Annotated in this window: 27 protein-coding genes and 1 pseudogene; 15 read left to right on the forward strand and 13 right to left on the reverse strand. The window is 63.0% G+C overall.

Features of this window, described 5'->3' with window-relative positions; translation table 11 throughout:
• Window positions 1-88: 88 nt before the first annotated feature.
• The 3 genes from pcaF to paaG are packed head-to-tail and all read right to left on the reverse strand — an operon-like array spanning window position 89 to window position 2,548.
• Window positions 89-1,300, reverse strand: coding sequence for a 3-oxoadipyl-CoA thiolase (gene pcaF, locus HX801_RS10755; protein WP_177022051.1), 1,212 nt, complete (start codon window positions 1,298-1,300; stop codon window positions 89-91).
• Window positions 1,293-1,742 carry a hydroxyphenylacetyl-CoA thioesterase PaaI gene (paaI, locus tag HX801_RS10760; protein ID WP_177022052.1) on the reverse strand — a complete coding sequence of 150 codons (450 nt, stop codon included), beginning with the start codon at window positions 1,740-1,742 and terminating at the stop codon, window positions 1,293-1,295. Before paaI ends, pcaF begins: the two co-directional genes overlap by 8 nt.
• A 14-nt stretch (window positions 1,743-1,756) precedes the next feature.
• Window positions 1,757-2,548, reverse strand: a complete 792-nt coding sequence (gene paaG / locus HX801_RS10765; protein WP_177022053.1) for a 2-(1,2-epoxy-1,2-dihydrophenyl)acetyl-CoA isomerase PaaG — start codon at window positions 2,546-2,548, stop codon at window positions 1,757-1,759.
• A gap of 361 nt (window positions 2,549-2,909) precedes the next feature.
• Between paaG and paaY the strand changes: the two genes are divergently transcribed.
• The 3 genes from paaY to feaR (HX801_RS10780) all read left to right on the forward strand — a co-directional run bounded on the left by paaY (window position 2,910) and on the right by feaR (HX801_RS10780) (window position 5,476).
• Window positions 2,910-3,500, forward strand: coding sequence for a phenylacetic acid degradation protein PaaY (gene paaY, locus HX801_RS10770; protein WP_134326259.1), 591 nt, complete (start codon window positions 2,910-2,912; stop codon window positions 3,498-3,500).
• Window positions 3,501-3,561: 61 nt separating this feature from the next.
• Window positions 3,562-4,485 carry a phenylacetic acid degradation operon negative regulatory protein PaaX gene (gene paaX / locus HX801_RS10775; protein ID WP_003208883.1) on the forward strand — a complete coding sequence of 308 codons (924 nt, stop codon included), beginning with the start codon at window positions 3,562-3,564 and terminating at the stop codon, window positions 4,483-4,485.
• Window positions 4,486-4,561: 76 nt separating this feature from the next.
• The gene (gene feaR, locus HX801_RS10780) at window positions 4,562-5,476 is read left to right on the forward strand and encodes a transcriptional regulator FeaR (RefSeq protein ID WP_003208881.1); all 915 of its coding nucleotides are present in this window, start codon (window positions 4,562-4,564) and stop codon (window positions 5,474-5,476) included.
• Window positions 5,477-5,606: 130 nt separating this feature from the next.
• Here feaR (HX801_RS10780) and HX801_RS10785 read toward each other — a convergent pair whose 3' ends face one another.
• The 6 genes from HX801_RS10785 to HX801_RS10810 all read right to left on the reverse strand — a co-directional run bounded on the left by HX801_RS10785 (window position 5,607) and on the right by HX801_RS10810 (window position 10,587).
• Entirely contained in the window at window positions 5,607-6,128 is a 522-nt protein-coding gene (locus HX801_RS10785) for a cytochrome C (RefSeq protein WP_177022054.1), read from the reverse strand.
• A 124-nt stretch (window positions 6,129-6,252) separates the two neighbouring features.
• Window positions 6,253-6,774, reverse strand: coding sequence for a methylamine dehydrogenase light chain (locus tag HX801_RS10790; protein WP_003208877.1), 522 nt, complete (start codon window positions 6,772-6,774; stop codon window positions 6,253-6,255).
• Window positions 6,775-6,793: 19 nt separating this feature from the next.
• Window positions 6,794-7,414 (reverse strand): methylamine dehydrogenase accessory protein MauD, encoded by a 621-nt coding sequence (gene mauD, locus HX801_RS10795; RefSeq protein WP_003208875.1) that lies wholly within the window; start codon window positions 7,412-7,414, stop codon window positions 6,794-6,796.
• 3 nt (window positions 7,415-7,417) lie between these two features.
• Window positions 7,418-7,957 (reverse strand): MauE/DoxX family redox-associated membrane protein, encoded by a 540-nt coding sequence (locus tag HX801_RS10800; protein ID WP_003208874.1) that lies wholly within the window; start codon window positions 7,955-7,957, stop codon window positions 7,418-7,420.
• 12 nt (window positions 7,958-7,969) lie between these two features.
• On the reverse strand, window positions 7,970-9,118 hold the full coding sequence (locus HX801_RS10805; protein WP_003208872.1) for an amine dehydrogenase large subunit: 1,149 nt from the start codon (window positions 9,116-9,118) through the stop codon (window positions 7,970-7,972).
• Between the two features lie 344 nt (window positions 9,119-9,462).
• Window positions 9,463-10,587: a sensor histidine kinase gene (locus tag HX801_RS10810; protein ID WP_177022055.1), complete on the reverse strand. Its 1,125-nt coding sequence runs from the start codon at window positions 10,585-10,587 to the stop codon at window positions 9,463-9,465.
• 211 nt (window positions 10,588-10,798) lie between these two features.
• Between HX801_RS10810 and HX801_RS10815 the strand changes: the two genes are divergently transcribed.
• From HX801_RS10815 to feaR (HX801_RS10855), 9 genes are all read left to right on the forward strand, one after another.
• Window positions 10,799-11,947: an acyl-CoA dehydrogenase family protein gene (locus HX801_RS10815; protein ID WP_003208868.1), complete on the forward strand. Its 1,149-nt coding sequence runs from the start codon at window positions 10,799-10,801 to the stop codon at window positions 11,945-11,947.
• A 17-nt stretch (window positions 11,948-11,964) separates the two neighbouring features.
• Entirely contained in the window at window positions 11,965-12,336 is a 372-nt protein-coding gene (locus HX801_RS10820; protein WP_003208867.1) for a hypothetical protein, read from the forward strand.
• Between the two features lie 3 nt (window positions 12,337-12,339).
• The gene (locus HX801_RS10825) at window positions 12,340-12,810 is read left to right on the forward strand and encodes a nuclear transport factor 2 family protein (protein WP_008431069.1); all 471 of its coding nucleotides are present in this window, start codon (window positions 12,340-12,342) and stop codon (window positions 12,808-12,810) included.
• Window positions 12,807-13,934: an amidase gene (locus tag HX801_RS10830; RefSeq protein ID WP_177022056.1), complete on the forward strand. Its 1,128-nt coding sequence runs from the start codon at window positions 12,807-12,809 to the stop codon at window positions 13,932-13,934. The genes HX801_RS10825 and HX801_RS10830 overlap by 4 nt, the downstream gene beginning before the upstream one ends.
• A 24-nt stretch (window positions 13,935-13,958) precedes the next feature.
• Window positions 13,959-15,242, forward strand: a complete 1,284-nt coding sequence (locus HX801_RS10835) for a Rieske 2Fe-2S domain-containing protein (protein ID WP_003208861.1) — start codon at window positions 13,959-13,961, stop codon at window positions 15,240-15,242.
• On the forward strand, window positions 15,239-15,730 hold the full coding sequence (locus HX801_RS10840) for an aromatic-ring-hydroxylating dioxygenase subunit beta (RefSeq protein ID WP_008431075.1): 492 nt from the start codon (window positions 15,239-15,241) through the stop codon (window positions 15,728-15,730). The genes HX801_RS10835 and HX801_RS10840 overlap by 4 nt, the downstream gene beginning before the upstream one ends.
• Window positions 15,731-15,869: 139 nt before the next feature.
• The gene (locus HX801_RS10845) at window positions 15,870-16,610 is read left to right on the forward strand and encodes an SDR family NAD(P)-dependent oxidoreductase (RefSeq protein WP_003208858.1); all 741 of its coding nucleotides are present in this window, start codon (window positions 15,870-15,872) and stop codon (window positions 16,608-16,610) included.
• 100 nt (window positions 16,611-16,710) lie between these two features.
• Window positions 16,711-17,661: a PDR/VanB family oxidoreductase gene (locus HX801_RS10850; protein ID WP_177022057.1), complete on the forward strand. Its 951-nt coding sequence runs from the start codon at window positions 16,711-16,713 to the stop codon at window positions 17,659-17,661.
• Window positions 17,662-17,721: 60 nt separating this feature from the next.
• The gene (feaR, locus tag HX801_RS10855) at window positions 17,722-18,642 is read left to right on the forward strand and encodes a transcriptional regulator FeaR (RefSeq protein WP_023658728.1); all 921 of its coding nucleotides are present in this window, start codon (window positions 17,722-17,724) and stop codon (window positions 18,640-18,642) included.
• Between the two features lie 146 nt (window positions 18,643-18,788).
• Here feaR (HX801_RS10855) and HX801_RS10860 read toward each other — a convergent pair whose 3' ends face one another.
• Window positions 18,789-19,394, reverse strand: a complete 606-nt coding sequence (locus HX801_RS10860; RefSeq protein ID WP_003212609.1) for a response regulator transcription factor — start codon at window positions 19,392-19,394, stop codon at window positions 18,789-18,791.
• Window positions 19,395-19,613: 219 nt separating this feature from the next.
• Between HX801_RS10860 and hpaC the strand changes: the two genes are divergently transcribed.
• Complete coding sequence (gene hpaC, locus HX801_RS10865) at window positions 19,614-20,126, forward strand: 4-hydroxyphenylacetate 3-monooxygenase, reductase component (protein WP_003212611.1); 513 nt, start codon at window positions 19,614-19,616, stop codon at window positions 20,124-20,126.
• Window positions 20,127-20,255: 129 nt separating this feature from the next.
• Here hpaC and HX801_RS32275 read toward each other — a convergent pair whose 3' ends face one another.
• The 3 genes and pseudogenes from HX801_RS32275 to HX801_RS10875 form a co-directional block, all read right to left on the reverse strand.
• A complete protein-coding gene (locus tag HX801_RS32275) occupies window positions 20,256-21,086 on the reverse strand; it encodes a methyl-accepting chemotaxis protein (protein ID WP_371316564.1) in 831 nt (276 codons plus the stop codon).
• A gap of 24 nt (window positions 21,087-21,110) precedes the next feature.
• Window positions 21,111-22,397: pseudogene (locus HX801_RS32280) on the reverse strand (HAMP domain-containing protein); the annotation flags it as partial.
• 53 nt (window positions 22,398-22,450) lie between these two features.
• Window positions 22,451-23,773 carry a hypothetical protein gene (locus HX801_RS10875; protein ID WP_177022059.1) on the reverse strand — a complete coding sequence of 441 codons (1,323 nt, stop codon included), beginning with the start codon at window positions 23,771-23,773 and terminating at the stop codon, window positions 22,451-22,453.
• A 226-nt stretch (window positions 23,774-23,999) separates the two neighbouring features.
• Here HX801_RS10875 and HX801_RS10880 point away from each other — a divergent pair, with 226 nt between their 5' ends.
• Both HX801_RS10880 and HX801_RS10885 read left to right on the forward strand, forming a co-directional pair.
• Entirely contained in the window at window positions 24,000-24,389 is a 390-nt protein-coding gene (locus HX801_RS10880) for a cytochrome c family protein (RefSeq protein ID WP_003212617.1), read from the forward strand.
• A gap of 13 nt (window positions 24,390-24,402) precedes the next feature.
• Window positions 24,403-25,893, forward strand: coding sequence for an aldehyde dehydrogenase family protein (locus tag HX801_RS10885; protein WP_177022060.1), 1,491 nt, complete (start codon window positions 24,403-24,405; stop codon window positions 25,891-25,893).
• Window positions 25,894-26,312: the final 419 nt, after the last annotated feature.

Below are 26,312 nucleotides of genomic sequence, written 5' to 3' on the forward strand. Positions count from 1 at the left end.
TTATTTTTGTGTATCAGCCCACCGCACACCGTGGGCTTTGAGTGCATGCCCCAAGGATACCGCTAGGCTCCCCGGGAATCGCGAATCTTTAGTCGGACAGGCGCTCGATGATCAGCGCGATGCCTTGGCCCACGCCGATGCACATGGTGCACAGCGCGTAGCGGCCACCACGTTCCTCCAATTCATGCAGGGCGGTAGTTACCAGCCGTGCGCCGCTCATCCCCAGTGGATGGCCGAGGGCGATGGCGCCGCCGTTGGGGTTCACCCGTGGGTCGTTGTCCCCCAGGCCCAGCTCGCGCAGCACCGCCAGGCCCTGGGCGGCGAAGGCTTCGTTGAGCTCGATCACGTCCATGTCCGCCAGGCTCAGGTTGGCCAGTTCCAGCACCTTGCGGGTCGCCGGCACCGGGCCGATGCCCATGATGCGCGGTTCCACGCCGGCGGTGGCCATCGCCACCACCCGGCCGCGGGCGACCAGGCCGTGACGCTTGGCAACTTCCGCGCTGGCCAGCAGCAGGGCGCAGGCGCCGTCGTTGACTCCGGATGCATTGCCGGCGGTGATGCTGCCACCCTCGCGGAATGGCGTGCCGAGTTTCTGCAGTTGCTCAAGGGTGGTGTCGCCGCGGGGGTGTTCGTCGTGTTCCACCACCTTGGCCGGGCCTTTGCGCTGGGGGATCTGCACCGCGACGATTTCCCTGGCCAGGCGCCCGCTGGCCTGGGCGGCGGCTGCACGTTGCTGGCTGCGCAGGGCAAACGCGTCCTGGTCGGCACGGGAGATATTGAACTGCTCGGCGACGTTTTCAGCGGTCTCCGGCATCGAGTCGATCCCGTAGGCCTTTTTCATCAGCGGGTTGACGAAGCGCCAGCCAATGGTGGTGTCGTATAGCTGCGCATCGCGGGAAAACGCCTGTTCGGCCTTGCCCATTACCAGCGGCGCACGGGACATCGACTCCACGCCGCCTACCAGCATCAAGCCGGCCTCTCCACAGCGAATCGCCCGGGCCGCGCTGCCGATGGCGTCCAGCCCCGAGCCGCACAAACGGTTGAGGGTGGTGCCCGGCACGCTCACCGGCAGCCCGGCCAGCAGCGCCGACATGCGCGCCACGTTGCGGTTGTCTTCGCCGGCCTGGTTGGCGCAGCCGTAGATCACATCGTCGACGCTGCTCCAGTCCACTTGCGGGTGGCGGCGCAGCAGTTCGCGCAGCGGCACCGCTCCGAGGTCGTCGGCGCGCACGCTGCTCAAGGCGCCGGCGTAGCGGCCGATCGGGGTACGGACTGCGTCGATGATCAAGGCGTCATTCATTCGGATTCTCCTGCGCCAGCACCGTGCCGCGCACTTTGTAGGATTTGCCATGGAACAGCGCAATCAGCTGGCCCAGTTGGTTTTCGATACGGACGTCGTAGTTGCCGGTGCGACCCGAGCGGCTTTGCTCGCGGCAATCGGCACTCAAGGTGTCGCCCAGGTGGGCCGGGGCGATGTAGTCGATGCTGCAGCCGAGCGCCACGGTGGCGTCGTTGTAGCTGTTGCAGGCCAGGGCGAATGCCGAGTCCGCCAGCGCAAACAGGTAGCCGCCGTGGCAGGTGCCGTGGCCCTGGATCATGTCGGCGCGCACGCTCATGCCCAGTCGTGCGCAACCCGGCGCCACCGAGAGCAGGCGCATGCCCATGGCCTGGCTGGCGGCATCGCGGCTGAACATGGCCTGGGCGCACTGGTTGGCCAGGTTCATGGCTTCATGGTTGGTCATGTGGTGCGCTCCTTTCAGCGGCCCTTGAAGCTTGGGCTGCGTTTTTCCATGAAGGCGGCGACGCCTTCGCGGTAATCCTCGCTGCGCCCGGCCTGGCGTTGCAGGTCGCGCTCCAGCTCCAGCTGTTGGTCAAAACTGTTGCTCAGGCTGGCGTTCAGGCTGCGCTTGATCAGCGCCAGGCCGTAGGTCGGTTGCGTGGCCAGGTGGCGGGCCAGGGTCAGGGCTTCGTTGCGCAAGTCGGCGTCGTCCACGCAGCGGTAGATCAGGCCCCATTGCTCCGCCTGCTCGGCGCTCAGGCGGTTGCCCAGCAGGGCCAGCGCCTTGGCGCGGGCCATGCCCACCAGGCGCGGCAGGGTCCAGGTGCCGCCGGAATCGGGGATCAGGCCGATCTTGCAGAAGGCTTGGATGAAGTTCGCCGAGCGTGCTGCCAGCACCAGGTCGCAGGCCAGCGGGATGTTCGCGCCGGCACCGGCCGCCACGCCGTTGACCGCGCAGATCACCGGCAAAGGCAGGTCGCGCAGTTGGCGGATCAGCGGGTTGTAGAACTTCTCGATGGATTCGCCCAGATCCGGCACCGCGCTGCCGGGTGCCACGTTGCGGTCGCTGAGGTCTTGCCCGGCGCAAAAGCCGCGGCCTTCACCGGTCAGCAGCAGCACGCGCACGTCGGGGTTTTCCTGGACTTGCTTCAACGCTTGCTGGACTTCGCCGTGCATCTGCGTGTTGAAGCTGTTGAGCTGGTCGGGGCGATTGAGGCTGAGCAGGGCGACGCCGGCCTCGATGGAAAACAGGATGTGTTCGAAGTTCATGGTCGTGAGGCCCTCACGGTGCACGCTCGGCGGTCAGCCGGCTCATTATTGGATCGGCGTGGTCAGCCGGTTTTGCCGGAGTATAGCTTCAACGTGATACATAAATGCAACGATAAAATTGATTTGGTGTGTCTTGTTTTGAGTTTGATGAAAATGAACTGCTCCCTATGCTGGTTGGTAAATACCTGATAAATCCCCTATTTTATTGGCTTTACGTTGATTATCAGCGGCACCATATCAAGCCACGGCGACACATGATTCAAGCGATACGCTTTTTCGGCTTTGTGCTTGTAAAAATGATGTGATACAAAATAAGCAAAGATCGGCATCGCTTTGCGAATACGCCATAAAAGGAATCCCCATGACTTGCTACAGCCTCGACGGCCTGACCCCGGTGGTCGACCCCACGGCCTACGTCCATCCCTCGGCGGTACTGATCGGCGACGTGATCATCGGCCCCCATTGCTATGTAGGGCCGCTGGCGAGTTTGCGCGGCGACTTCGGGCGCATCGTCCTCGAAGAAGGCGCCAACCTGCAGGACACCTGTGTGATGCACGGCTTCCCGGACAGCGATACGGTGGTCGAGCGCAACGGCCATATCGGCCACGGCGCCGTGCTGCACGGTTGCCGGATCGGCACCGATGCGCTGGTGGGCATGAATGCGGTGGTGATGGACAACGCCCGTATCGGCGCTCGCTCATTCGTCTCGGCGGCGGCGTTCGTCAAGGCCGGTTTCGAGTGCCCTGAGCAGTCGTTGGTGATGGGCACGCCGGCCAGCGTCAAGCGCAGCCTCAGTGATGAAGAGGTGCACTGGAAACAAACCGGCACCCGTGAATACCAGCGCCTGGCTCAGCGTTGCCTGGAGCAGATGCAGGAATGCGCCCCCCTGAGCGCACCGGAAGCTGATCGCCCACGCATCAGCGACAGCGGCCTGCGGCCCAAGGGCAGATGAATCGCCTGCATCCCGACGCCGCTAAAAACGGTATATTTTCTCTTTTTGCCTCGGTACGCCCATGTCGTCACTGACACCCCTGAACCAACTGATTACCCGCTTCCAGGAGCAGACGCCGATTCGCGCCAGTTCCTTGATCATCACCTTGTACGGGGACGCCATCGAACCCCACGGCGGGACGGTGTGGCTGGGCAGCCTGATCCAGTTGCTCGAACCCATCGGCATCAATGAACGGCTGATCCGCACCTCGATCTTCCGCCTGACCAAGGAAGGCTGGCTGACCGCCGAAAAAGTCGGGCGCCGCAGCTACTACAGCCTGACCGGTGCCGGGCGTCGGCGTTTCGACAAGGCCTTCAAGCGGGTCTACAGCTCCAGCGTGCCGGCATGGGATGGTTCATGGTGCCTGGTGATGCTCACGCAGTTGACCCAGGACAAGCGCAAACAAGTGCGTGAAGAGCTTGAGTGGCAAGGTTTTGGTGCGATTGCCCCGACCGTGCTGGCCTGCCCACGCAGCGACCGCGCCGACGTCAACGCCACCTTGCTCGACCTCGGCGCCCAGGAAGACACCATCGTCTTCGAAACCACCGCCCAGGATGTACTGGCCTCCAAGGCCCTGCGGGTGCAGGTGCGCGAGAGCTGGAACATCGAGGAGCTGGCGGCCCATTACAGCGAGTTCATCCAACTGTTCCGACCGCTCTGGCAAGCGCTTCGCGAGCAGGAACAGCTACAGCCTGCGGATTGTTTCCTGGCACGGGTCCTGCTTATTCATGAGTACCGCAAACTGCTGCTGCGCGACCCGCAATTGCCCGATGAATTGCTTCCCGGCGATTGGGAAGGCCGCGCCGCCCGCCAGTTGTGCCGCAATATTTACCGGTTGATCTACGCCAAGGCCGAGGAATGGCTGAACAGCGCGCTGGAAACTGCCGACGGCCCGTTGCCGGACGTTGGCGAAAGCTTTTACCGGCGGTTCGGAGGCCTGAAATAAGGAGCGACGCTGTTCAGGAGAACGGGTGGAGTGATGTGGCGTAGAGAATAAAAATAAGCCTGCGTGAGGCCTGAACATGATGTCTTCAATTGCACAGCGCTGTGATGGGTTCGACCAATGGATCCATCAGATCAATCAGATCTGTGGCGCATTCGATGGGCAGATCCTGGGGGATGGTTTTTCCGGGCAGATCCGCGAGTACCAGAGCGGCGCGCTGAAACTCAGCTTTGTCGACGCCTGCCAGGCTCGCTTGTTTCGTACCCCCAGCCAAATCGCGGCGGGCGAGGGCGGCAAGTACTTTGCCGTGTTCCAGCTCGACGGCACGGCCGGCATGGCCCAGGGTGACAGCAAGGCGCTGTTGCGCGCCGGCGACATTACCCTGATCGATGCGGCGCACCCCAGCGACTTCACCTACAGCGAGAATTCGCGGCAGTTGTCGTTGATCCTGCCGTCGTACCTGGTGGAGCAGACCTTGCGTTTCAACCCGGTCAAATGCGGGCACCGGATCGAGGCGACGTCGCCGATGGCGATGCTGTCCCGGCAGCTGATTCTGGAGGCCACCCGGCAAGACAACCTGACCTTGCAGGAAAGCGAGGCGACGCTGGAGGCGATCATCAACCTGCTGCGCCCGGCGATCAGCCAGGCGGGCGAGGGCAGCGACGCCCATGAGCGAGTGTTCCGCAAGACGCTGGAGTGCATTGACCAGCACATTCGCTCCGAAGAGCTGTGCCCCGAGTGGCTGGCGCGGGAGGTGGGGATGTCGGTGCGCGGGCTGTACCGGATCTTTGCCCGCAAGGGCCTGGTGGTGGCGCGGTACATCAAGAACCGACGGCTGGATTTGTGTGCTGAATCCCTGCGCCAATCCAGGGTGGAGGAAAAGCTTTCGGTGCTGGGGTACTCGTGGGGGTTTTCGGATTCGAGTTATTTTTCGACGGCGTTCAAGTCACGGTTCGGCATTGCGCCGGGTGAGTACCGCAAACAACACGCCTGATCAGGGGATACGCCGATCAAAAATGTGGGAGCGGGCTTGCTCGCGAATGCGGTGGTTCAGTTGATGCATTGGGTGACTGACACACCGCATTCGCGAGCAAGCCCGCTCCCACATTTGGATCGCGTTTCGTTCAGTTGGGCATTCCGTCTTCAATCGCAATCCCTTGCGCCCGCATCTCCTTGATCAACCCCGCCCTTGTGCCCGGCAGATTGAGCATAGCTTTGTGCCGCAATTCAGTGACTTCCTCGGCGCTATAGGGCTTGTAATCCACCGGCGTACTCTCGCCCGCCATCCCGTCCGGGCGCATCAGCCAGTTCAGCAAATCCGCCAGTTGCCCATCGTTCAGCGCCGACTGCGACATCCCCGGCACCCGTACCAAAAACTCCCGCCCGCCTGGCACCTTCAGAAAGTTGCCGACAAACCCGGTCATCCTCGGTGTGTCGTTTGCCGCCGAGCCCATGCCGCTGCCCAGATGGCAGCCGGCACACTGCAGCTGATAGTTGGTCGCCACGCTGTACCCGGCCTGGGCGATCGGCGTTTGCGGCGACTCATTGCCCGGTGCGTGCTTCTGGTTTGGATTGGGAATGGCCCGAGCCTGGGCGAGCGGGGTGGCGAAGACACACATCAAGCTCAGCAAAAACAACGTACGCATGACAAGCCTCTTGCACTGACCTGTGGCGAGGGCGCTTGCTCCCGTTGGGCTGTGCTGCGGCCCCAAGATCTTTGGGAGCGCTTCGCACTCCAACGGGAGCAAACTCCCTCGCCACAAGGGTGAGTTAAACCGCGACGCCGCGAATGATCGAGACCGTGCAGTGGTAGATGTGGGATTTGGCCGCCAGGCACCAGTTCACATCGTTGTTGTTGAACGGCCGGTATGCCGGTTCCTCACTGTCGTTACGCGTGCACGCGCACTGGGCGCAGCTTTGCTTACCGCAGCAGTCGTTATAGGAAATGATGTAGTCCTTGCCATCCGCCGGGTTGCGGCAGGTGCCGATCCAGGTCACCTGGGACGCCTCGGTGCCCGGTGGGCAGGAGGTCACCGAGCCGCCACAGCAACTGCACAGGAAACCGTCGATGGAGCAGTAGCGCCAGTAGTCGCAACTGTTCGGGTCGCCCGGGTCACCGGCTTTCGGGTTATCGGCAGCCAGCGCCTTGCTGGTGCGGTCCAGGGGCAGCAGCAGGGGCAACGCGGCGCCTGCGACCATCAGCGAACCCATACGGGCCAACAGTTTGCGTCGCGACGTGGTGTCGGCCAGGCGACGGGTCGAGCGCTCGAATAACAGATCCAGCAATTTCATGAGAGTCTCCCTGCCTTAATCAGTGGCTATGGCCGTGGCTGTGGTCGTGGGGCTGCGGCTGGCTGTTGAGGTATTCCTGCAGCGTCGCGCTTTTCAGGTGTTCGACTTCGAACAGGCTGTCCAGGTGCTCGCGGGAATTGACCAGGCCCTTGGCGCGCAAGGTGCCGCTCTTGTCGATCAGCGCGGCATACGGCAGCTTGCCGATCTGGTAGGTCATGCCGACTTCCGGGCCGACCACGTAGGTGACGTCGTCCAGCTTGTGTTCGGTGATCAGCGCGTGCTGGGCTTCCATGTCGCCGTCGCTGATAAACACCACGTCGAGTCGGTCAGCCTGTTCCCTGGCGATGGACTTGATCGCCGGCAACAGGGATTTGCAGATCGGGCAGGTGGGCGAGAGGAAGAACAGCAACTGGTTCTTCTCACCGGCATAGCCGAAGTTCACCGGGCGGCCTTTACGGTCGGAAGCGGTGACTTGCGGGGCCGGCTCATTCACCGCCACGCCCTTGTCGACCATCAGTGCGCCGGCCGGGGCGATGCGCCCGTGCAGCACACCAATCTGGCGCACCAGGCCCATCACGGCAAACGCCAGCGCCAGCAGCAGTACCCACAGCAGTACGTTGGAAACAATAAGGCCTTCCATTGATCACCTACCAATCAGTTTGAGCAGAAGAGGGGAGTTCGCCAGCAGGCCATCGGCTGCGGCGTAAATCAGCAGCGCGACGGCGCTGGCGGCGACGGTGACGAAGCCGTCGAAAAAACCCAGGTCACGGGCAATCGGCAGCACGCTGGCCAGCAGGGCCACGGCCACCAGTGCGCCGTTGCGCAACAGCAGGATTGGCCGCAACGGCTGCGCCTGGTCGGGGCCTGCGCAGCCGCAGTCGATGTCCCGGCGGCCGCGCCACAGGTTGATGCCAATGGCGGCGGCGTACAGCGCAATCAGGCCGGCGGCGCCGAGGGCGGCCCAGGAACGGCTGGCCGGCACCAGCAGGGCAAAGGCAATCACCAGTTCCAGCACCGGGATTACCCGGGCGGCGGGGCGAGTCACTGCCTCTGGCAGCAACTGGTAATCGGCCAGTTGCCGGGCGAAGCGTGCCGGTGCGCGCAACTTGTGGGTCGCGGCACTGGCCAGCAACACCGCGATGGCGAGGGCGCTGGCAATGATGAAGATCGGGTCGATATGCATGGCCGAACCTCTTTAGTAGCTCATGATCTGGGTTGCGGTCTTCGCTACCTTGGCCATGCTACCGGTGAGTTTGTTGGTCTTGAGGTCGAAGATCTGCAAGCCGCCTTCGACGTCGGCGCCCAGCAACAGGGGCTTGTCGTCGCCGGTGGCCTGCATGCTCCAGACCGGGGTCGGGGCTTCCAGGGTGGCTATCTTCTTCATGGTCTTGAGGTCGTAGGCCCAGATGATGGTGCTCGGGTCTTCCCACTTCATCGGCTCGTGGTTGTCGTGCATCAGCACGTACATGCGGTTGAGTTTCGGTGCCACGGCCATCAACTGCCAGCCACCCGGGGCCCAGCCGGTTTTCTTTTCCGCGTCGGTGGTGAGTGACCAGGACGGCAGGATTTTCGGCTCATCGCCGGAGAAATCTACCGGGCGGATGGTGCCGGTGGTGGTGGTGAAGTAGTAGGTGTCGCCCACGTTCACCGCGCGTTCGTTGAGCTTCTCGGCGTTGGGGTCGAAGAAGTGCGTGCGGTTGCGCGAGGTTTCCTGGCCCTGCTCGTTCAGCGTCACCACTTGCAGGCTGCCGTCACCGCACAGGGAGGCGAAGCGGCGAGTGCCGACCGGGTAATTGAGTACGCAGCCCGGGATCGCGATTTCGGCGGTGACGGAGCGGGACTGGGTGTCGACCACGGTCACCGAGGTGGAGGGTGTGAAGTTGTAGACGTAGACGAAGCGGTCATCGCCGCTGGTCTTCAGGCCATAGCGCTGGGTCAGGGATTCGGCGCGTTTGTTCGGGATCAGCACTTCCCAGGCGGGCGACAGGCTGGAGCTGTCCCAGGCGGTGAGCACATCGGTGCGATCGCCCCGGGTGCCGCGAGAATAGTAGATGTCGGCGCTGTACAGGGTCTTCTGGTCGTGGCTCAGGGCCGAGGGCGCGGCGAAGCCGGTGGGGACCATGCCGAGGACGCGCTTCTTGTCGGGATCTACCACGGTGACGCGGCCGACCACGAAGCTTTCGAATTCGACGTCTACCACGAATGCGCGGTGGGCTTCCGGTGGAAAGGCCAGGGTGGTCTGGCCGATGGTGTCTGGCGGTAAATCCGCCTGGGCGCTGTTCAAGCCGAGTACAAGCAGGCCCAGACCCAGCGCTGACTGTACGTTGATCCTGTTGCTTCGCATTAGGGGCACTCCCTGAATTATTGTGTTTTGCTAATCGCGGGTGCTTTGGCAGATTCTTGCAAGTGGATTCTGCCTTGTGGGGCGATTGCAAGAATTGTTGTGTCTGCCAAGTGGTTGTGTGTCTGTGCCAATGGTTTGGGGTAGGGTGTATATCCGTTATTTTTGTTATGGCAGAAACGGGTTCCGCTCTTGCAGCGGCTCACTTTTGAACAGCCCTGTAGGCGCTGGCTTGCCGGCGATGGTCGTTAACGATGACGTTGGCATCCTGAATAAACGCGGCGACCTCACATTTTTCGCCGGCAAGCCGGCTCCTACAGAAAAGCCGCTTCGCAAATGCCCCAATCTCACGGCCCCATCAAAGGCAACGAAAAACTGAACACCGCCCCACACGGCTCCAGATTCTGCGCCCAGATATCCCCCTGATGCCGACCAATGATGTTCTTGCACAACGCCAGCCCAATCCCGTTACCACCCACCTTCGACGAAAAGAACCCGTCAAAGATTTTCTCCCGCGCCACGGCCTGAATCCCGCGCCCACAATCCTCGACACTCAACCGCGCCACGTTTCCATCCCGGCAGGCATGCAACCGCAGCACCCGACGCTCCACGGGCAGCTCACTCATCTCTTCAATGGCATTGAACGCCAGGTTCAGAATCACCTGCCCAATCAGCACCCTCTCGCACTGCACCATCAGCGGTTGCGCGCTCGGGACGATCTCCAGCCGCACCTGACTCGGCTCGGCCCGCAGGCTGATGAAATATCGGGTTTCCTGCAGCAACTCATTGAGGTCCACCCACTCCGCGCTCTGCTCCAGCTTGACCACATAATCACGCACACTCTTGATGATCGTTGACGCATGCTCGACCTGCCGCACGGCACTTTGCAGCCCCCAGTTCACCCCCTGGTCGGCACTGTGGGTATCGCCCAGACGAATCAAAACCCCCTCGATAAAATTGCGCGTGGCCGCCAGTGGCTGGCTCAACTCATGAGCAATCGCCACCGCCATCTCGCCCATGGCGTTGTATCGGGCCAGGTATTCAAGCTGCTGTTCACTGACACGCCGGGCTTCCTCGGCGCGGATCAGGTCCCGCTTCACCTTGTCTTCCCGGGAAATATCACGGAACTGCACCATCAGCACGTCGCGCCCGTCCAGGTGCACCAGCGTCGCGACCGCTTCCGAAAGAATCTCCACCCCGGCCTTGGAGCGATAACACCACTCGATGGTGCGCTGGCCACTGCGGGCCGCGCGCTCAAGCCAACGCAGGCCGATGGAGCGCTTGTACTTCGGTGCGTCCCGGGTCATGTCCGGGGCCTTGAGCGGGATCAGTTCTTCCAGGGTAAACCCCAGCGCCGACAGCGCCGCGGTGTTGGCCCAGAGGATGTCCTTGCTCTGCGCATCGTGAAGGATGGTGCAGATCGGCATGGCTTCGATCAGGGTGTGGAAATCATTGTTATTGGGTAGGTACATCGCGTAGCCCTTGGCGGTGGAGGGGACGACTACGGTGGCAAGTTATACCGGTTTGCATCCGGGGGCACGCTCAGAAGTAATCGGGGGCGCACTAGGGGATTTCTTTAGCCGGTGGGCTGCACGCCCCAATAGTTGACGGTGGTCGGGCTTTTTACACTGGACCTATCAACGCCCGACACGGCGTCCATAACAACTACAACGGAGAAAGCCCATGCTGCGTTCGGCCCTCGTGCAACCAGACGCTTTACCCGACGTGCAGCCCACGCTGTTCCAGCAGGTGCTCGATGAAGTGCGCCAGCGCCGCGACGAGTTCGACGCCGGCTCCCACGTGCCACGGGACATGATCGAACGCTTCAAGCAGGTGGGCATCTACCGGGCGGCCACGCCCCGTTGTTTCGGCGGCGATGCCCTGGCCCCCGCAACGTTCTTGCAGATGATCGAGCGCATATCCGAAGCCGATGGCTCCGCCGGCTGGGTCGCCAGCTTCGGCAGCGCCGGCGTCTATCTTGCGGCCTTGCCCCAGGAAACCCTCGCCGAACTGTATGCCGACAGCCCCGATCTGGTGTTTGCCGGTGGCCTGTTCCCGTTGCAGCCGGCGGAAACCGTCGAGGGCGGCTGGCAGGTCAACGGCACCTGGAAGTTTGCCAGCGGCTGCAAAGGCGCCGACCTGCTGGGCGTGGGCATCGGTGCGGCGGGCGGCAAGCCACGCACTGCCGTGTTCAAGCCCGGCCAGGTTGAAATCATCGAAAACTGGGACGTGGTCGGCCTCAAGGGCACGGGCAGCCATGACCTGCGAGTTACCGACCAATACATCGACGAGCGCTGGACCTTCATCCGTGGCGGCGCCGCCACCATCGACGAGCCGCTGTTTCGTTATCCCTCGATTGCCTACGCCGCCCAGGTGCTGGCGGTGGTCAACCTCGGCCTGGCCCGCGCGGCCCTCGATGAAATCAGCGCCATGGCCAGCGGCAGCGGCATCACCGGCGCGCCGAAACTGGCGGACCGCGCCTACGTGCGCATCGAAATCGCCAAGGCCGAAGCCCGGCTGAGCGCCGCTCGGGGCTTTTTCTACGGCGCCACCGAACAAGTGTGGAACTCGATCCTCGCCGGCAACCCGGTCACGGCCGAGCAAACCAGCCTGCTGCGCCTGACCGCCATTCACGTGTCCCAGGCCGGCGCCGCCGTGGTGCAAAGCGCCTACAGCCTGGCGGGCACCACCGCGATCTACCTGCGCCACCCGCTGCAACGCTACCTGCGCGACGCCATGGTGGTGACCCAGCACGCCTTCCTCAGCGAAGGCCTGTACGACGGCGCGGGCTCGGTGTTCCTCGGCGTTCCTCCATTTCCTGGCTACATCTGACTTTCAAGGATCAACCCATGTCCCAAGCCACTCAAGAACCGCTGCGCGTCGTCTTCTGCATCGGCATCACCCAGAACTTTTTCGACCTGCCTACCGGCGAAGGCCTGAGCGTGTGGAAAGGCTTCAGCCAGATGATGGGCGACCTCGGCGCCATGCCGGGCATCAACGTGCTGGGGGCGATGGATGACGACCGCTTGATGGTCGGCCCGTCGACCACCTCGCCGTGGACCGTCTACATCATGGCCGACGTCGACTGCCACCAGTCGGTGATCGACGCCTGCAACCTGTTCCGTACCACGCCGGTGGGTGAATACAGCCTGTGGCGCTACGCCAAGGTCGAAGCACGGATCGGCCGCCCGCTGACCATTCCCGAAGCGGCCAGGGTGTGAGCCATGGACCTGTTGCAGCGTGTTGAAACCCTTGAAGGGGAGAGCCAGGTAAGGCGCTTGATGGCGCGCTACATGGACCTGTGCGACGTGCCCCGGGCGGCGACCAACGTTCGCGAGTTGGCCGAGTTGTTCACCGTGGATGCGGTGTGGGAAGGCATTGGCACAAGTACCGCGCAGACCTTCGGCCAGCATCGGGGGCGCGACGCGGTGGCGGCGTTTGTCGGCAGCTACCTGCCACCGTCGGAACACTTTGCGCTGAACCTGCATTACCTCACCAGTGAGTCGATCCAGGTAGACGGCAGCGCGGCTGCAGGGCAGTGGATCATGCAACAGATTTCCACCTACGCCGACCAGCGCAGCGAGTTGTTCGGCACGCGGCTGACCATCGATTTTCGCCGTGTCGACGGCACCTGGCTGATCGCGCATTTCCGTACGCAGCGCCTGTTCAATAGCATGTTGGGGGTGAACCCATGAGTACCTTCGTCAGCGAATTTTTACTCGGTGGCAGCGGCCGACGCGTGGCCATCAAGGATTCCATCGACATCGCCGGGTATCCGACCCGCTCGGGCAGTCGTGCCTTTGCCGATGCTCCGCCGGCGACGCGGCATGCGCACGTGGTGCAGGCGGTCCTGGATGCCGGCTGGCAGATCGTCGGCAAGACCAGCCTGCATGAATTGGCATTTGGCGTCACCGGCGTCAACGACTGGAGCGGTACGCCCGTCAATCCCCAGGCGCCAGACCGCGTGCCGGGCGGCTCCTCCAGCGGTTCGGCCGCGGCGGTTGCGGCGGGCCTGGCGGATATCGCCATTGGTACCGACACCGGCGGCTCGGTGCGGGTGCCGGCGGCGTGCTGCGGGATTGCCGGGTTGAAACCGACCTATGGCCGAGTCAGCCGCATTGGCGCGCAACCGGCGGTATCCAGCCTCGATTGCGTCGGGCCGTTTGCCGCGAACATGCAGGACCTGATTGCCGCGATGCAGGTGATTTGCCCGGGTTTCCAGGCACAGGCGGCGCCGCCCGGCAGCGTGCCGGTGGGCTTTCTGGATGTGGCCTGTGAGCCATGGCTGAAGGCGAGCCTGATGGCTGCCGTCGACGCGGCCGGCTGGCGTCAGCAGCGTCTGCATCTGGACGACTTTGACACGGCGTTCGGCGCCGGCCTTACGGTGATTAACGTCGAAAACTGGGCAGCCTTCGGTCACCTCACCGGCAAGGGCCTGATCGGTGCGGATGTCGAACAACGCTTGTTGGCTGCCAGCCGCACCAGCGCTGCTGATTTGGCCGAAGCCGAAGTCGTGCGCACCCGCTTCAGTCATCAGGTGGACGCCGCGCTCGAAGAATTCTCCGTGTTGCTGCTGCCGACGATGCCAGACCTGCCGCCGACCCTGGCCGAAGCCCGCAACGGCAGCCAGGCCGTGGCCCGCATGACGCCATTGGTGCGGCCATTCAACCTCAGCGGCCACCCGGCGTTGACGGTGCCGGTGACCCTGGCCGACAGCGGGCTGAAGGTGGGGCTACAGATTGTCGGCCGTAAGGGCCAGGACGAATGGGTGTGTGCCCTCGGCGCACAACTGCAGCAGAGCATCACGGCTCGCCAATAAGAACAACGCCTTGAGGAGGGCTCCATGAGTACCCATGAATACCGGCTGATTGCCAAATCGAAAAGCCTCGACGAGTTGGTCAAGCACGATCGCGTCGACGTCTCGCTGTACAACGACCCGGCGCTGTTCGAGGCCGAACTGGAAAAGATCTTCTACCGCACCTGGGTCTGGGTCGCCCATGAAAGCGAAGTGCGCAACAGCGGCGACTTCAAGACCGCGACCATTGGCCGGCGCCCGGTGATTGTGGTGCGCGACAAGAAAGGCGCGATCAACGTGCTGGAAAACCGCTGCCGCCACCGTGGCGCCACGGTTTGCGAGAAGCACAAGGGCAACGCCACCGGCTTCACCTGCCCGTATCACAGCTGGTCCTATGGTTTGGACGGCAAGCTGCGGGCGCTGCCTTACCCGGACGGCTACGAAGGCATCCTGGAAAAGTCCGAGTTACCCCTGACCAGCCTGCGGGTGGACAGCTACGCCGGGATGGTATTCGCCAGCTACAACGACGATATCGAACCGTTGGCCGACTTTCTCGGCGGCGCCAAACACTGGATGGACCTGTTCATGAAGCAGGGCGCCGGCTACCCGATCAAGACCCAGGGCGAACACAAGTTCAGCTTCAAGGGCAACTGGAAGATCCAGCTGGAAAACACCACCGACGGCTACCACTTCCCGATCGTGCACAAGTCGTTCATGTCGTCGGTGGACGCCGAGACCTCGGAAATGCTCTCGTTCATGACCGACGAGCAGGCCGTCACCCATTCCCTGGGCAATGGCCACAGTGTGATGGTGATGGTGCCCGAGCATGTCGACCTGGACCACGACGACGGTACCGAGCAGTTGCAGGAGCGTTTCGCCCACGTCACCGAAGAACTGTCGAAAACCATGGAGCCGGCCCAGGTGCGACGCATCGTGCGCTCGCTGCACGGCGCCGGGTTCAACCTCAACCTGTTTCCCAATGTCGCCATGTCGATGTCGTTCTTCCGGGTGCTGCGCCCGGTGTCGGTCACCGAGACCGAAATCCGCCACGTCGCCCTGGGCATGGAGGGCGGCCCACAGGTTGCCAACCGCGAGCGCCTGCGCATCCACGAACACTTCCAGGGCCCGTTCGGCTTTGGTAGCCCCGACGACGCCGAAGCCTGGGACCGGGTGCAACGCGGCTCGTATGCCGGCGTGGACGCACCGATCCTGGTCAACCGTGGCCTGAACCGCGAAGTGCTGGCCGACAACGGCGACAAGGTATCCCACGCCACTGATGAAGGCGGCATGCGCGGGGCCTATGACATGTGGAAAAGGATGATGAGCCAATGAACACCCTGACTGGTTTTACCGCACCGCTGGCCCAGGCCATCGAATTCATCTGGCGTGAAGCCGAACTGCTGGACCACAAGGACTACGTGCAATGGGCCGCGTTGTGGAGCGAGAGCGGGCGCTACGTCGTGCCGATCGACCCGGACACCGAGGATTTTGAAGCCAACCTCAACTACGCCTATGACGATGCGCGCATGCGTGACCTGCGCATCGAACGGCTGACGGCGGGGTATTCACCGTCAGCGGTGGATGCGGCGAAAACCGTGCGCAGTGTCTCGCGATTCACCCTGGTGGAAGCGGCGGGCGAGGTGGTGGAGGTTAACTGTGCGCAGCTGCTCTATGCCTACAAGCGCGGGGTGCACACGCCGTTCGTGGCCGACCTGAATTACCGCATCCGGTTCAGCGCCGGGGTCGCGACCCTGGAGCGCAAGGTGGTGCGGCTGATCAATTCCACCGACAGCCTGAGTGCGCTCGGCTTTCTGTTGTAAGCACGATTCAAACAACGACACAAAACCAATGTGGGAGCGGGCTTGCTCGCGAATGCGGTGGATCAGTCGCCACATGCATTGACTGACACACCGCATTCGCGAGCAAGCCCGCTCCCACAGTTGAGATGAGGACATCCTGATGAACCGAATCGCGCTTGTAACCGGCGCCTCCCGTGGCCTCGGCGAATGCATCGCCCGGCGCCTGCACGCCGCAGGCTACCGCGTGGGCCTGGCGGATGTGCACCTGGACGGCGTGCAGCGCCTGGCCTCTGAACTCGACAACCGCGGCGAAACCGCCGTCGCCATCGAGCTGGATGTGCGCAACAAGGCCGATTTTATTCGCGCCCGGGACCTGCTCAGCGAGCGCTGGGGCGGCACCGATATCCTGGTGAACAACGCCGGGGTGTCGAAAGTTGCGGCGCTGATGGACATCACACCCGAGGAATTCGACGAATCGATGGCGATCAACCTGCGGGGCACGTTCGTGGCCTGCCAGGTGTTTGGTGCGCATTTCGCCGAACGAGGGTTCGGCCGCATCGTCAATATCGCCTCCCTCGCCGGGCAAAACGGCGGAACTGCCACTGGCGCGCATTACGCCGCAGCCAAGGGCGGCGTGGCTACGCTGACCAAGGTCTTCGCCCGTGAACTGGCGCCCCGGGGCGTGACGGTCAACAGCATTTCGCCAGGCCCGCTTGATTTGCCGGTAGTGCGCGAAACCGTGGCGCCGGAGCGCCTGGAGCAGATCCTCAAGATTATCCCGACGGGCACCCTCGGCGACCCGCACACCATCGCCGACACTGTGCTGCTGTTGATCGCCGACCACGCCGCCTCGATCACGGGCGCGTGCTGGGACATCAACGGCGGGCTGTTCATGCGCTAGTCATCGCCGAAGAGAGTGGGCCTGCTGCGCAGTCCAGCGGGAGCAAGCTCCCTCGCCACAGGTTAGCGTTCAACCGAAACAACAGGATTCAGGTGCTGCAATGATGAAGGTGAAGATCGAACGCATCGTCGATGAAGCGCTGGATATCCGTTCCTTTCGCCTCGTGCGCAGTGACGGCCAGCCCCTCGACAGTTATGAGCCCGGGGCCCATGTGGACCTTACCGGGCCAACCGGCGTCACCCGCCAGTATTCGCTGTGCAGCCCGCCCCACGATGGCCGCGCGTACCTGGTGGCGGTGAAGAAAGAGGCGCAATCCCGTGGCGGCTCCCTGGCCCTGCATGAGCAGGTGCGGGAGGGCATGGAACTGGAGATGGGCGCGCCGCGCAACCTGTTCCGCCTCGACCCGGAGGCGCCGGCCCATGCGCTGTTTGCCGCCGGTATCGGGGTGACGCCGCTGTTGAGCATGGCCTATCGACTGGCCGACAGCGGCCAGCCGTGGCGCCTGCACTATTTTGCACGTTCGGCGCAGTACGCGGCGTTTACCCAGCTGTTGGCCGATACATTCGGCGAGCATGTGCAGTTTCACTATGGCGTCGAGCCGGGCGCGCTGGATGCGGCCTTGAGCGCCTGCCTGGACCAGGCGGGCGCGGCTGCCCACGTCTACACCTGCGGCCCCGCGCCGTTCATGCACAAGGTGGTGGAAGTGGCGGCCCGCAGCCGTCCCGAGGAAGCGATCCACCTGGAGCACTTCCAGGCCGACCCAGCGGTGAATGTCGGGCCCAGCGGTGGTTTCGAGGTGGAGCTGGCCAGCTCCGGCGTGGTGCTGCAAGTACCGGCGAATACCAGCCTGGTGGACGTATTGCAGGCCCACGGTTGCGACATCGACACCGAGTGCCGCGAAGGCCTCTGCGGCACCTGCATTGTCGAGGTGCTGGAAGGCGTGCCCGAGCACCGTGACAATTGCCTGTCGACCAAGGAGAAGGCCGCCAACCGGCAGATTTGTGCGTGTGTTTCCCGGGCGGTATCCGCTCGTCTGGTATTGGATATTTGATCGGCGCTACCCGTAAGATTGCTGGGACCAAAAAAATAAAAAATGTGAGGCCTTGCGGTCATGATGAGTTCAACGGTGCAACGTAACGAATCGTTCGAGCGTTGGTTACAGCAGGTTAACCAGGCCTGTGGACGCTTCGATGCCAGGGCCCTGGGCGCGGGGTTTTATGGGGAGTTGAGCGAGTTTCGCAGCGGCGCGATCAAGCTCAGCGTGGTCGATATGGCCCAGGTGCATCTGTATCGCAGCAGCAAGGAAGTCAGTACGGGCAATGAAGGGCACTACTACGCGGTGTTCCAGTTGCAGGGCAGCGCACAGCTGGAACAGGGCGACAACCGTGCGCAACTGGGCTGCGGTGACATCGCCCTGATCGACGCCTGCCGCCCCAGTGACATGACCTACCACGACAACTCCCGGCAATTGTCGCTGATCCTGCCGCGCCAGGTGGTGGAGCGCGGTTCGCACTTCACGGCGGTCAACTGCGCGACGCGGATCTCGGCGCGCACGCCGTTGGCGCTGATGGCCAGCCAGATGGTGCTCGACACCCGCCAGCAAAACGACCTGGGCATGCAGGAAAGCGAAGCCGTGCTGGATGCATTGGTCAGCCTGCTGCTGCCGGGGATCAGCGCCCGGGACAACGGCGTGGACACCCAGGAACGGCAGTTTCGCAAGACCATCGCCTACATCGATGCGCACATCGGCGCCGAAGAACTCTGCCCCGAGCTGATCGCCCGGGAAGTCGGGGTGTCGGTGCGCGGGCTGTACCGGATGTTTTCCAAACGCGGGCTGGTGGTGGCGCAATACATCAAGCACCGACGCCTGGATTTCTGCGCCGAAACCCTGCGCCATTCGCCGGCGGAGCAGAAGCTGTCGGCACTCTGTTATGCCTGGGGCTTCTCCGACTCCAGCTACTTCTCATCGGCGTTCAAGTCGCGCTTTGGCGTGTCACCGGGCGAGTACCGCAAGCGCTATAGCCATCATTGATGGTGCCGCTCCCGAACCTGGAATGCATTTTCCTGTGGGAGCCGGGCTTGCCCGCGATGCAGGCCACTCGGTCTGACAGGTACACCGCCGCGACCCCATCGCAGCCTCGCCAAGGCTCGACAGCTCCCACATTCAATCATCGCGCCCTAGGGATACAGCACCTCGCGGACCAGCATGGCGATGCTGGTCACGCCCATCTTTTCCTTGATCTTGGTGCGGTGCACGTCAACGGTCTTCACGCTGATGTTCAGCTCGCGGGCAATCACCTTGCTCGCCTTGCCGTCCACCACCAGCATCAACACTTCTCGCTCCCGACTCGTCAGCAGCGCCAGCTTGCCTTGCAGGTGCTCGCGCTGTTCCTGGTCGGCCTGGGCCTGTACAGCGGTCTTCAGCGCGGCCTGGATGCGGTCGATCATCTGTTGCGGGTTGTAGGGCTTCTCGACGAAATCCAGCGCGCCGTTTTTCATTGCGGTGACCGACATCGGTATGTCGCCGTGGGCCGACACGAAGATGGTCGGCAAGGTGCTGCCGCGCCGGTTGAGGATCTCCTGCAACTGGAAGCCGCTGGTCTGCGGCATGCGCACGTCCAGCACCAGGCAGGCGGGCTGGCGCGGGTCGTAATGCGCAAGGAACTCTTCGGCCCCGGCGAAACATTGGGCCTTTACGCTGACCGACTCCAGCAGCCAGGCCAGCGAGGTACGCAGGTCTTTGTCGTCATCAACGATGTAAACAATCGGTGTGCGAATTTCCATCAGGGACTGCCACGAGAATTTCTAATTATTGTTTTCGCACGCGGGCACGCTGCGGCGGACATTGGCTCATCTGTGGAGCCTTGCCAGCAGAATACCCAGTGTGAACGGCCCTGACGATAAAGAAACCACCTAGTCGGCATGGGGATCGTCTGAATGGTCGCGCCGCACGGGGCGTCTTAGTGTTGTGGCATCACCCACGGACCGTAAAGGGGCACCGACATGGCCGACCTGAGCCAGCAGCAAATCGACTTTCGCAACGCCATGGCGCAACTGCCGGCCGCGGTGAACATCATCACCACCAACGGCCCGGGCGGGCGTTGCGGGATCACGGCGAGTGCGGTGTGCTCGGTGACGGATTCGCCACCCACGGTGTTGGTGTGCGTGAACCGCGGGAGTGCGACCCATGATGTGTTCCGTACCAATGGGCAGCTGTGCGTGAACGTGCTGTGCGGGGAGCAGGAAGAGCTGGCGCGGCACTTTGCCGGGATGACCCAGGTGCCCATGGCGGAGCGGTTTGCCTGGGACCTGTGGGACGGAGGCGAGGCGGGGGTGCCGGTGCTGCGGGATGCGCTGGTGCAGCTGGAAGGGCGTATCAGTGAGTGCAAGGAGGTAGGGTCGCATTCGGTGATGTTCGTGGAATTGTCGCGGGTTGGGGTGCGGGGGCAGGGCGACAGCCTGGTGTACTTCAACCGGCTGTTTCACCGGATTGAGCATGCTGGCGCCCATTGCTGAAGATGCAGGGGATCAAATGTGGGAGCGGGCTTGCTCGCGAAGGCGGTGTATCAGAACCTATTCATTGGCTGACACTCTGTCTTCGCGAGCAAGCCCGCTCCCACATGGGGCCTGCGGGGTAGTTGTTGGTCAGATGCGAAAGCTGCCCACCAGCTGATTCAAGCGTTCCGCTTCACGCTCAAGCTCGGTACAGGCCTGCAGCGTCGACTGCAGGTTTTCCACCCCGGCCTGGTTCAGCATATTGATCTCGGTAATGTCCACATTCAGCGCTTCCACCACCGACGTCTGTTCCTCGGTCGCCGCCGCTACCGACTGGTTGACGTTATCAATCTCACCAATCCTCTGCGTCACGCTGGCCAGCCGCGTACCCGCCAGGTTGGCGATGCTCACGCTTTCCTCGCTGTGCTGCTGGCTCTCGGTCATGGTGCTGACGGATTCCCGTGCGCCCACCTGCAGCTCTTCGATCATCTGCTGAATCTCCAGCGCCGACTCCTGGGTGCGATAGGCCAGGCTGCGCACCTCATCGGCCACCACCGCAAACCCGCGCCCGGCCTCACCGGCCCGGGCCGCTTCAATGGCGGCGTTCAGTGCCAGCAGATTGGTCTGCTGGGAGATGCCCTTGATCACCTCCAGGATTTGCCCGATGTTCACCGTCTTGTGATTCAGCGCATCGATGTGCACGCACGAGGCGCTGATCTTGCCCGACAGTTCATTCATCACGGCAATCGTGCGCTCCACCACCTGGCGCCCGTCCTCAGCCTGTTGCCGGGCGTCGGAGGCTTGCTGCGAAGCATCGGAGGCATTACGGGCGATTTCCTGGGCGGCGGCGCCCAGTTCGTTGATCGCCGCCGCGACACTGTTGGTGCGGGTCGCCTGTTCATCGAAGTTGTTCAGCGAGGAATTCGAGGCCAGCAGCACCCGCTTGACCACCTGGTTGACCCCGAGCCCCGCTGAAGACACTTCGCGGATCGACTGGTGGATGCGTTCGACAAAACGGTTGAAGGCGCTGGCCAACTGGCCGATCTCGTCCCGGGATTGCACCTCCAGCCGCCGCGTCAGGTCGCCTTCGCCACGGGAAATGTCCTCCATCACCCGGGTCAGGGTTTGCAGCGGCCGGGTGATGCGCAGCGCGGCGTACCAGATCAACAGCAGGCCGAGCAGGGCCGAGCCGCCACCCAGCAGCAGTTCCAGGGCGGTGCTTTTCACCCCTTGGGCATCGAGTTGCTGTTGCAGCGCAGTGACCGGCGCCAGCAGCACCGACTGCGGCACGCCCACCAGAACGCCCCACGGTGCGGCACCGGCAATCGGTGCCAGCGGTTCGAGTAGCTTGATTTGCTGTTGATCGACAAAGGTTTGCGGTTGCCCCTGGCGCAACGCGTCCAGTACCTGGGCGCCATCGTGCATGACTTCGCTGATCGGCTGCCCGAGGCGGCTGGCGTCCTCGCTGTAGGCGGAAATCACGCCTTTGGGGCTGACGATGCTGACTTGCCCGTGGCCGTCGAACAGTTGCCCGGCGCTGGTATGGCTGGCCTGTTGCAAGGCCGCCAGGTTGATGTCCAGGCCAATCACCGCGATCACCTTGCCGTGCTCCATCAGCGGGAACGCAATGCTGGTCACCAGCTTGCGGCTGCCGGAAGCCTCGTCGAAATACGGCTCCAGCACACAGGCCCTGGCGGTGTCGCGGGCGCAGGTGTAGAAGGCGTTGTACGGCGCGCCGCTGGGGCCGGGCGAGGTATTGGCCAGCAGCGCTTCGTCGCCGACTACCGCTGTCAGTTCACCCGGGGTGGCCTGCACCCAGTATTGGGCGAAGCGCCCGGCCTCGTTGCTGCCGACGGCGGCCTGGTCGACGAACTGGGCATCGTCACCGTCCAGGGCATTGGCTTCGAAAATGACGTAAATCCCGAGCAGGTCGGGCTTGTCGACCAGGGCCTGGCGCAGCTGGGTATTCAGCTCCTGGCGCAACTCTGGGCGGGTCAGTTTGCCCTGTTGTTGCAGTTGCCGCAGGTACAGCACATAACGCGACAAGCCCTGGCCGTATTCATGGGTTTGCATGAAGGTGCGTTGCACCTGCATGGCCTGAACTTGCCCCAGGGCCTGCATGTGTTCCTTGGCGGCGGCAGCGAGCATGTCGCTGCTGGCCTGGGCCACGTGCTGGCTGCTCTGGTGGGTCTGGTACAGCGACAGGCTCATCAGCAGGCTGACTACCAATAACAGGCAGAGGCCGGCGAGCAGGGCGATCTTGCTCTGGATCGTGAGGAATTTCTTGTGCATTGCGAAGGCCTTGGCCAGGCGGGGCGATGGCGGCGCCACCGCCCCGGCCGGGCTTAGAAGTTAGTGGCGAACACCACTTGGCTGTAGAGGTTTTTATCGTGGTTGCCCAGCTGCGTGCCGCCTTGCTCGGCGCTCTTGTCCGGCTGGTACAGGCCGATCAGCGGCATCACCGTCAGGTGGTCGTTGACGTGCCATTCGGCGTACAGGTCCAGCTCGTGGCCGTCGTTGTTGCCGAGGTTGCGGTCGATGGTCTTGAAGTCGAACAACACCGCGCCGACGTTGAGGTTCTGCAGGGGCGAAACCTTGAACGTGACGTTCTGGATGCGTGAGTTGTTGTTGAACGGCCCGGCGTAGTTGCCCGCCACTTCACCCTGGAACCAGGTGCCGTAGCCACGGCTGAAACCGTAGAACAGCGGGTCGAAGCCTTCCGAGAAGCGGCTGTAGCGGTAGCTCACATACGGCGTCCAGGTCACGTCGGAGAAGGTCCAGCCAGCTTCCAGGTACCAGGCGTCTTCGTTGCCGGTGTGGGGCTTGTCCTGCCAGGCGTATTCGCCGGACAGGAACAGGTTGGTCACCCCGGCATTGCCCGTGGCCCGCAGGCTGTAGGTCTTCATGCCATCACGTTCCAGCTGCGTGGGGGAGGCGTACTGCTTGTCGACGTCGGTGGTGTCGATGTACGTCAGCCCCACGGTGCCTTCGGCGGCCACGTGTTCGAGGGTGGCGACGTACATCTCGGTCTTGGCCTGGGCACGGTTATCGGACTTGAGCCACATCAGGTCGCTGCGCCAGCCGTCCTTGCCGCCCAGGCGCAACACGGCGGTTTCGTCGAATGCCTTGCGGGCGGCGACGTAGTAGCCGCCGCCGCGATTGAGGTCGCCATCGGCCACGCCCTTGCCGAAGTTCAGCGCGTCGCCGTCAATCAGGAAACCGTCGCCGACCACGATGTTCTGGCGGCCGAAGGACAGGTCCACGCCATTCTCGCCCAAGGCCTCAAACAACTTGCCCGAGCGCCAGCCGAGGTAGGCGTCTTCGAATTTTGTGGTGCGCTCCGAACCGTCGCTGAAACCTGCGGCATCGCCGTCGCCCCAGGTGCCGGAACTCAGCAGGTTGGCCGCACCGTAGGTGGTGCCGGCGCCGCTGAAGCTTTTGTCGAAGCTCAGGCCGTACTTCACGTAGCCCTCGCGCCAGGACGAGGAGCCCTTGGCCAGGCGGCCGGATTGACTGTAGTTCTGCTGGCTGTGGAAGGCACCGAATACCGCTTCCAGCGTGGCGTTCAGATGACTGCTGTCATCGGCGTACAGCTCATAAGCGCCGGCCGGGTTGGCACCGATCATCAGCGCGAGGGTCGAGAGACGAAGCAAGGGGGACTTGAGCATGGTGTGGCATCCATTCTTGTTCATGACCACAGGGTTGGGGTCTGCCGCGATACTAATGCTGGCGAAGTGACGTGCCTTTTGTCTGGTTGCCAAAGACTTGACTGTGCTTGCCAGAATCCACGGTTTGGCAGCCCGGCCAATACGACTGGCACGCAGGGCAAAACCCGAGCGACCTTGAGCCCTGACAATCGTCGGCAACTTCGATGATTTCCAAGGTCGTTTTTCTATGTTCACTGCACACAGATTTTCCCTGGCCGGCCTGCTGTCGCTGGTCCTGGCCCACAGCGCATTCGCCGCTGAATGCAGCCCTGACCAGAGCCGTGGCGCCCAGGTTTTCGCCAACGAATGCAGCGTGTGCCATGCGGTGGCGAAGGGCGGCGCGACAATGATGGGGCCGAACCTGGCAGGCGTTTACGGGCGTAAATCCGGCTCCCTGGCGGGCTTCAGCTACTCCCAGGCGATGCGTGACAAAAACGTCGAGTGGCAAGCCGAGACCATCGCGCAATTCATCACCCAACCCCAGGCGTTTGTGCCTGGCACCTACATGCCCTACATGGGCCTGGCTTCGGCCGACGATCGCCAAGCGGTCGCCTGCTTTCTCAAAGAACAACATTGAATACAGGTGAATCATGAGCAACGTTGAAATCCTGCCGCAGGTGGCTGCATTCCTGGACCGTCGTCATGGCTGCTTTATCGATGGCCAGTGGGTATTTGCCGAGGGCGAACACATCAAGGTGATCAACCCGGCCACCGGGCAAACCCTGTGCGAAACCCTCGACGCGCCGCTGCACGTGGTGGAGCAGGCGGTGCAGTCTTCCCATGCGGCGTTCAAGTCCCGCGTGTGGTCTGGATTGCGCCCGGCCGACCGTGAGCGGATTTTGCTGAACTTCACCGCGTTGGTTGAGACCCATGCCGAGGAGCTGGCGCAGCTGGAAACCCTGAGCCAGGGCAAGTCGATCAACCTGGCGCGGGGGCTGGATCTGAACGCCGCGGTGGAGTTCATGCGCTACATGTCGGGCTGGGCGACCAAGATCGAAGGGCAGACCTTTGACGTGTCCATCCCTTTGCCGCCGGGGGCCAGGTTCACTGCGTTCACCAAGCGCGAGCCGGTGGGCGTGGTGGTGGGCATCGTGCCGTGGAATTTCCCGCTGCTGATTGCGGCCTGGAAATTGATGCCGGCGCTGGCGACCGGGTGCACGGTGATCATCAAGCCGGCGATGGAAACGCCGCTGACGGCGATGCGCCTGGCGGAGCTGGCGCTGGAGGCGGGGATTCCGGCGGGGGTGTTCAACGTGGTGACCGGCGGCGGGGCCTCGGTGGGGGGCGTTCTGACTGCTCATCCGTTGGTGAGCAAGGTGTCGTTTACCGGTTCGACTGCGGTGGGCAAGAGCGTGGGGGTGGCGTGCATGGAGAACATGACGCGGTTTGCCCTGGAGTTGGGGGGCAAGAATCCGATGATCGTGTTGGCGGATGCGGATATTGATAAGGCGATCCAGGGGGCGATCCTGGGTGGGTTGCTGAACAACGGGCAGGTGTGTGCGGCGGCTTCGCGCTTTTATGTGCATCGTTCAGTGTATGACCGGTTTGTCGAGGGGTTGGCGGCTGCGGTGTCGGTGATGCCGTTGGGGGCGGGGATGGATGGTGAGGCGGCGATTAATCCGTTGGTGTCGCGCAAGCAGCAGCAAGGGGTACTGCGCCATATCGAGCAGGCCCGGGCTGAAGGGGCGCGGGTGGTGATCGGTGGGGATGAGGTTGCGGGTGAGGGGTTTTATGTGCGGCCGACGATTTTGGCGGATATCGATCATGGGATGGCGGTGGCCCGGGAGGAGGTGTTTGGGCCGGTGTTGGGGGTGATGGCGTTTGATGATGAGGATGCGGTGATTGAGTTGGCCAATGACAATCGGTATGGGTTGGCGGCCAGTCTTTGGACCAATGATCTGGGTAAGGCGATGAACCTGGTGCCGCGGATCGAGGCGGGGACGGTTTGGGTGAATGCGCATGTGTTGCTGGACCCGGCGATGCCGTTTGGCGGGGTGAAGCAATCGGGGATGGGGCGGGAGTTTGGGCGGGCGGTGATTGAGGCTTATACCGAGCTGAAGTCGGTGTGTATTGCGCATTGATTGGGGGCATATCCGTTATTTAGGTCACGGCGACTTATGGTTTCGCTCTTACAGCGAGTCACTTTGCAAAAGCGGCAAAGTAACCAAAGCGCTCTGCCCCGCCTGTCGGCGCCTCGCCTAGGCTCGGCGTTCCCTCACTCCGGCATTACTCCGCGGGCCGCCGCGACGGGCCATCCATGGCCCGGCGCGGCTAAACCGGCGTCCTGCCGGTTTACCCGCTCCGCAATACCTGCGTTNNGGGGCAGTCAGATCAAGATCAAAATCAAAAGCAAAAGCACGGCGGCCTGAAAGCCGACCTGAGTGTTAAAAGCCAGATCAAAAACCAGAGCGAAAGCAGAGCTGCTTTTCTGTAGGAGCTGGCTTGCCGGCGATGCAGACAACTCGGTGCATCAGGCAGACCCAGTTGATGCCATCGCAGG

Origin of the sequence: Pseudomonas sp. G1002 (assembly GCF_013385455.1) — a bacterium.
In the GTDB taxonomy this organism is placed as follows: Bacteria; Pseudomonadota; Gammaproteobacteria; order Pseudomonadales; family Pseudomonadaceae; genus Aquipseudomonas.

What these genes read in the sequence shown, in the direction of transcription:
- pcaF (WP_177022051.1), bottom strand. Translation starts at nt 1,300, where the DNA reads ATGAATGACGCCTTGATCATCGACGCAGTCCGTACCCCGATCGGCCGC.
- paaI (WP_177022052.1), bottom strand. Translation starts at nt 1,742, where the DNA reads ATGACCAACCATGAAGCCATGAACCTGGCCAACCAGTGCGCCCAGGCC.
- paaG (WP_177022053.1), bottom strand. Translation starts at nt 2,548, where the DNA reads ATGAACTTCGAACACATCCTGTTTTCCATCGAGGCCGGCGTCGCCCTG.
- paaY (WP_134326259.1), top strand. Translation starts at nt 2,910, where the DNA reads ATGACTTGCTACAGCCTCGACGGCCTGACCCCGGTGGTCGACCCCACG.
- paaX (WP_003208883.1), top strand. Translation starts at nt 3,562, where the DNA reads ATGTCGTCACTGACACCCCTGAACCAACTGATTACCCGCTTCCAGGAG.
- feaR (WP_003208881.1), top strand. Translation starts at nt 4,562, where the DNA reads ATGATGTCTTCAATTGCACAGCGCTGTGATGGGTTCGACCAATGGATC.
- HX801_RS10785 (WP_177022054.1), bottom strand. Translation starts at nt 6,128, where the DNA reads ATGCGTACGTTGTTTTTGCTGAGCTTGATGTGTGTCTTCGCCACCCCG.
- HX801_RS10790 (WP_003208877.1), bottom strand. Translation starts at nt 6,774, where the DNA reads ATGAAATTGCTGGATCTGTTATTCGAGCGCTCGACCCGTCGCCTGGCC.
- mauD (WP_003208875.1), bottom strand. Translation starts at nt 7,414, where the DNA reads ATGGAAGGCCTTATTGTTTCCAACGTACTGCTGTGGGTACTGCTGCTG.
- HX801_RS10800 (WP_003208874.1), bottom strand. Translation starts at nt 7,957, where the DNA reads ATGCATATCGACCCGATCTTCATCATTGCCAGCGCCCTCGCCATCGCG.
- HX801_RS10805 (WP_003208872.1), bottom strand. Translation starts at nt 9,118, where the DNA reads ATGCGAAGCAACAGGATCAACGTACAGTCAGCGCTGGGTCTGGGCCTG.
- HX801_RS10810 (WP_177022055.1), bottom strand. Translation starts at nt 10,587, where the DNA reads ATGTACCTACCCAATAACAATGATTTCCACACCCTGATCGAAGCCATG.
- HX801_RS10815 (WP_003208868.1), top strand. Translation starts at nt 10,799, where the DNA reads ATGCTGCGTTCGGCCCTCGTGCAACCAGACGCTTTACCCGACGTGCAG.
- HX801_RS10820 (WP_003208867.1), top strand. Translation starts at nt 11,965, where the DNA reads ATGTCCCAAGCCACTCAAGAACCGCTGCGCGTCGTCTTCTGCATCGGC.
- HX801_RS10825 (WP_008431069.1), top strand. Translation starts at nt 12,340, where the DNA reads ATGGACCTGTTGCAGCGTGTTGAAACCCTTGAAGGGGAGAGCCAGGTA.
- HX801_RS10830 (WP_177022056.1), top strand. Translation starts at nt 12,807, where the DNA reads ATGAGTACCTTCGTCAGCGAATTTTTACTCGGTGGCAGCGGCCGACGC.
- HX801_RS10835 (WP_003208861.1), top strand. Translation starts at nt 13,959, where the DNA reads ATGAGTACCCATGAATACCGGCTGATTGCCAAATCGAAAAGCCTCGAC.
- HX801_RS10840 (WP_008431075.1), top strand. Translation starts at nt 15,239, where the DNA reads ATGAACACCCTGACTGGTTTTACCGCACCGCTGGCCCAGGCCATCGAA.
- HX801_RS10845 (WP_003208858.1), top strand. Translation starts at nt 15,870, where the DNA reads ATGAACCGAATCGCGCTTGTAACCGGCGCCTCCCGTGGCCTCGGCGAA.
- HX801_RS10850 (WP_177022057.1), top strand. Translation starts at nt 16,711, where the DNA reads ATGATGAAGGTGAAGATCGAACGCATCGTCGATGAAGCGCTGGATATC.
- feaR (WP_023658728.1), top strand. Translation starts at nt 17,722, where the DNA reads ATGATGAGTTCAACGGTGCAACGTAACGAATCGTTCGAGCGTTGGTTA.
- HX801_RS10860 (WP_003212609.1), bottom strand. Translation starts at nt 19,394, where the DNA reads ATGGAAATTCGCACACCGATTGTTTACATCGTTGATGACGACAAAGAC.
- hpaC (WP_003212611.1), top strand. Translation starts at nt 19,614, where the DNA reads ATGGCCGACCTGAGCCAGCAGCAAATCGACTTTCGCAACGCCATGGCG.
- HX801_RS10875 (WP_177022059.1), bottom strand. Translation starts at nt 23,773, where the DNA reads ATGCTCAAGTCCCCCTTGCTTCGTCTCTCGACCCTCGCGCTGATGATC.
- HX801_RS10880 (WP_003212617.1), top strand. Translation starts at nt 24,000, where the DNA reads ATGTTCACTGCACACAGATTTTCCCTGGCCGGCCTGCTGTCGCTGGTC.
- HX801_RS10885 (WP_177022060.1), top strand. Translation starts at nt 24,403, where the DNA reads ATGAGCAACGTTGAAATCCTGCCGCAGGTGGCTGCATTCCTGGACCGT.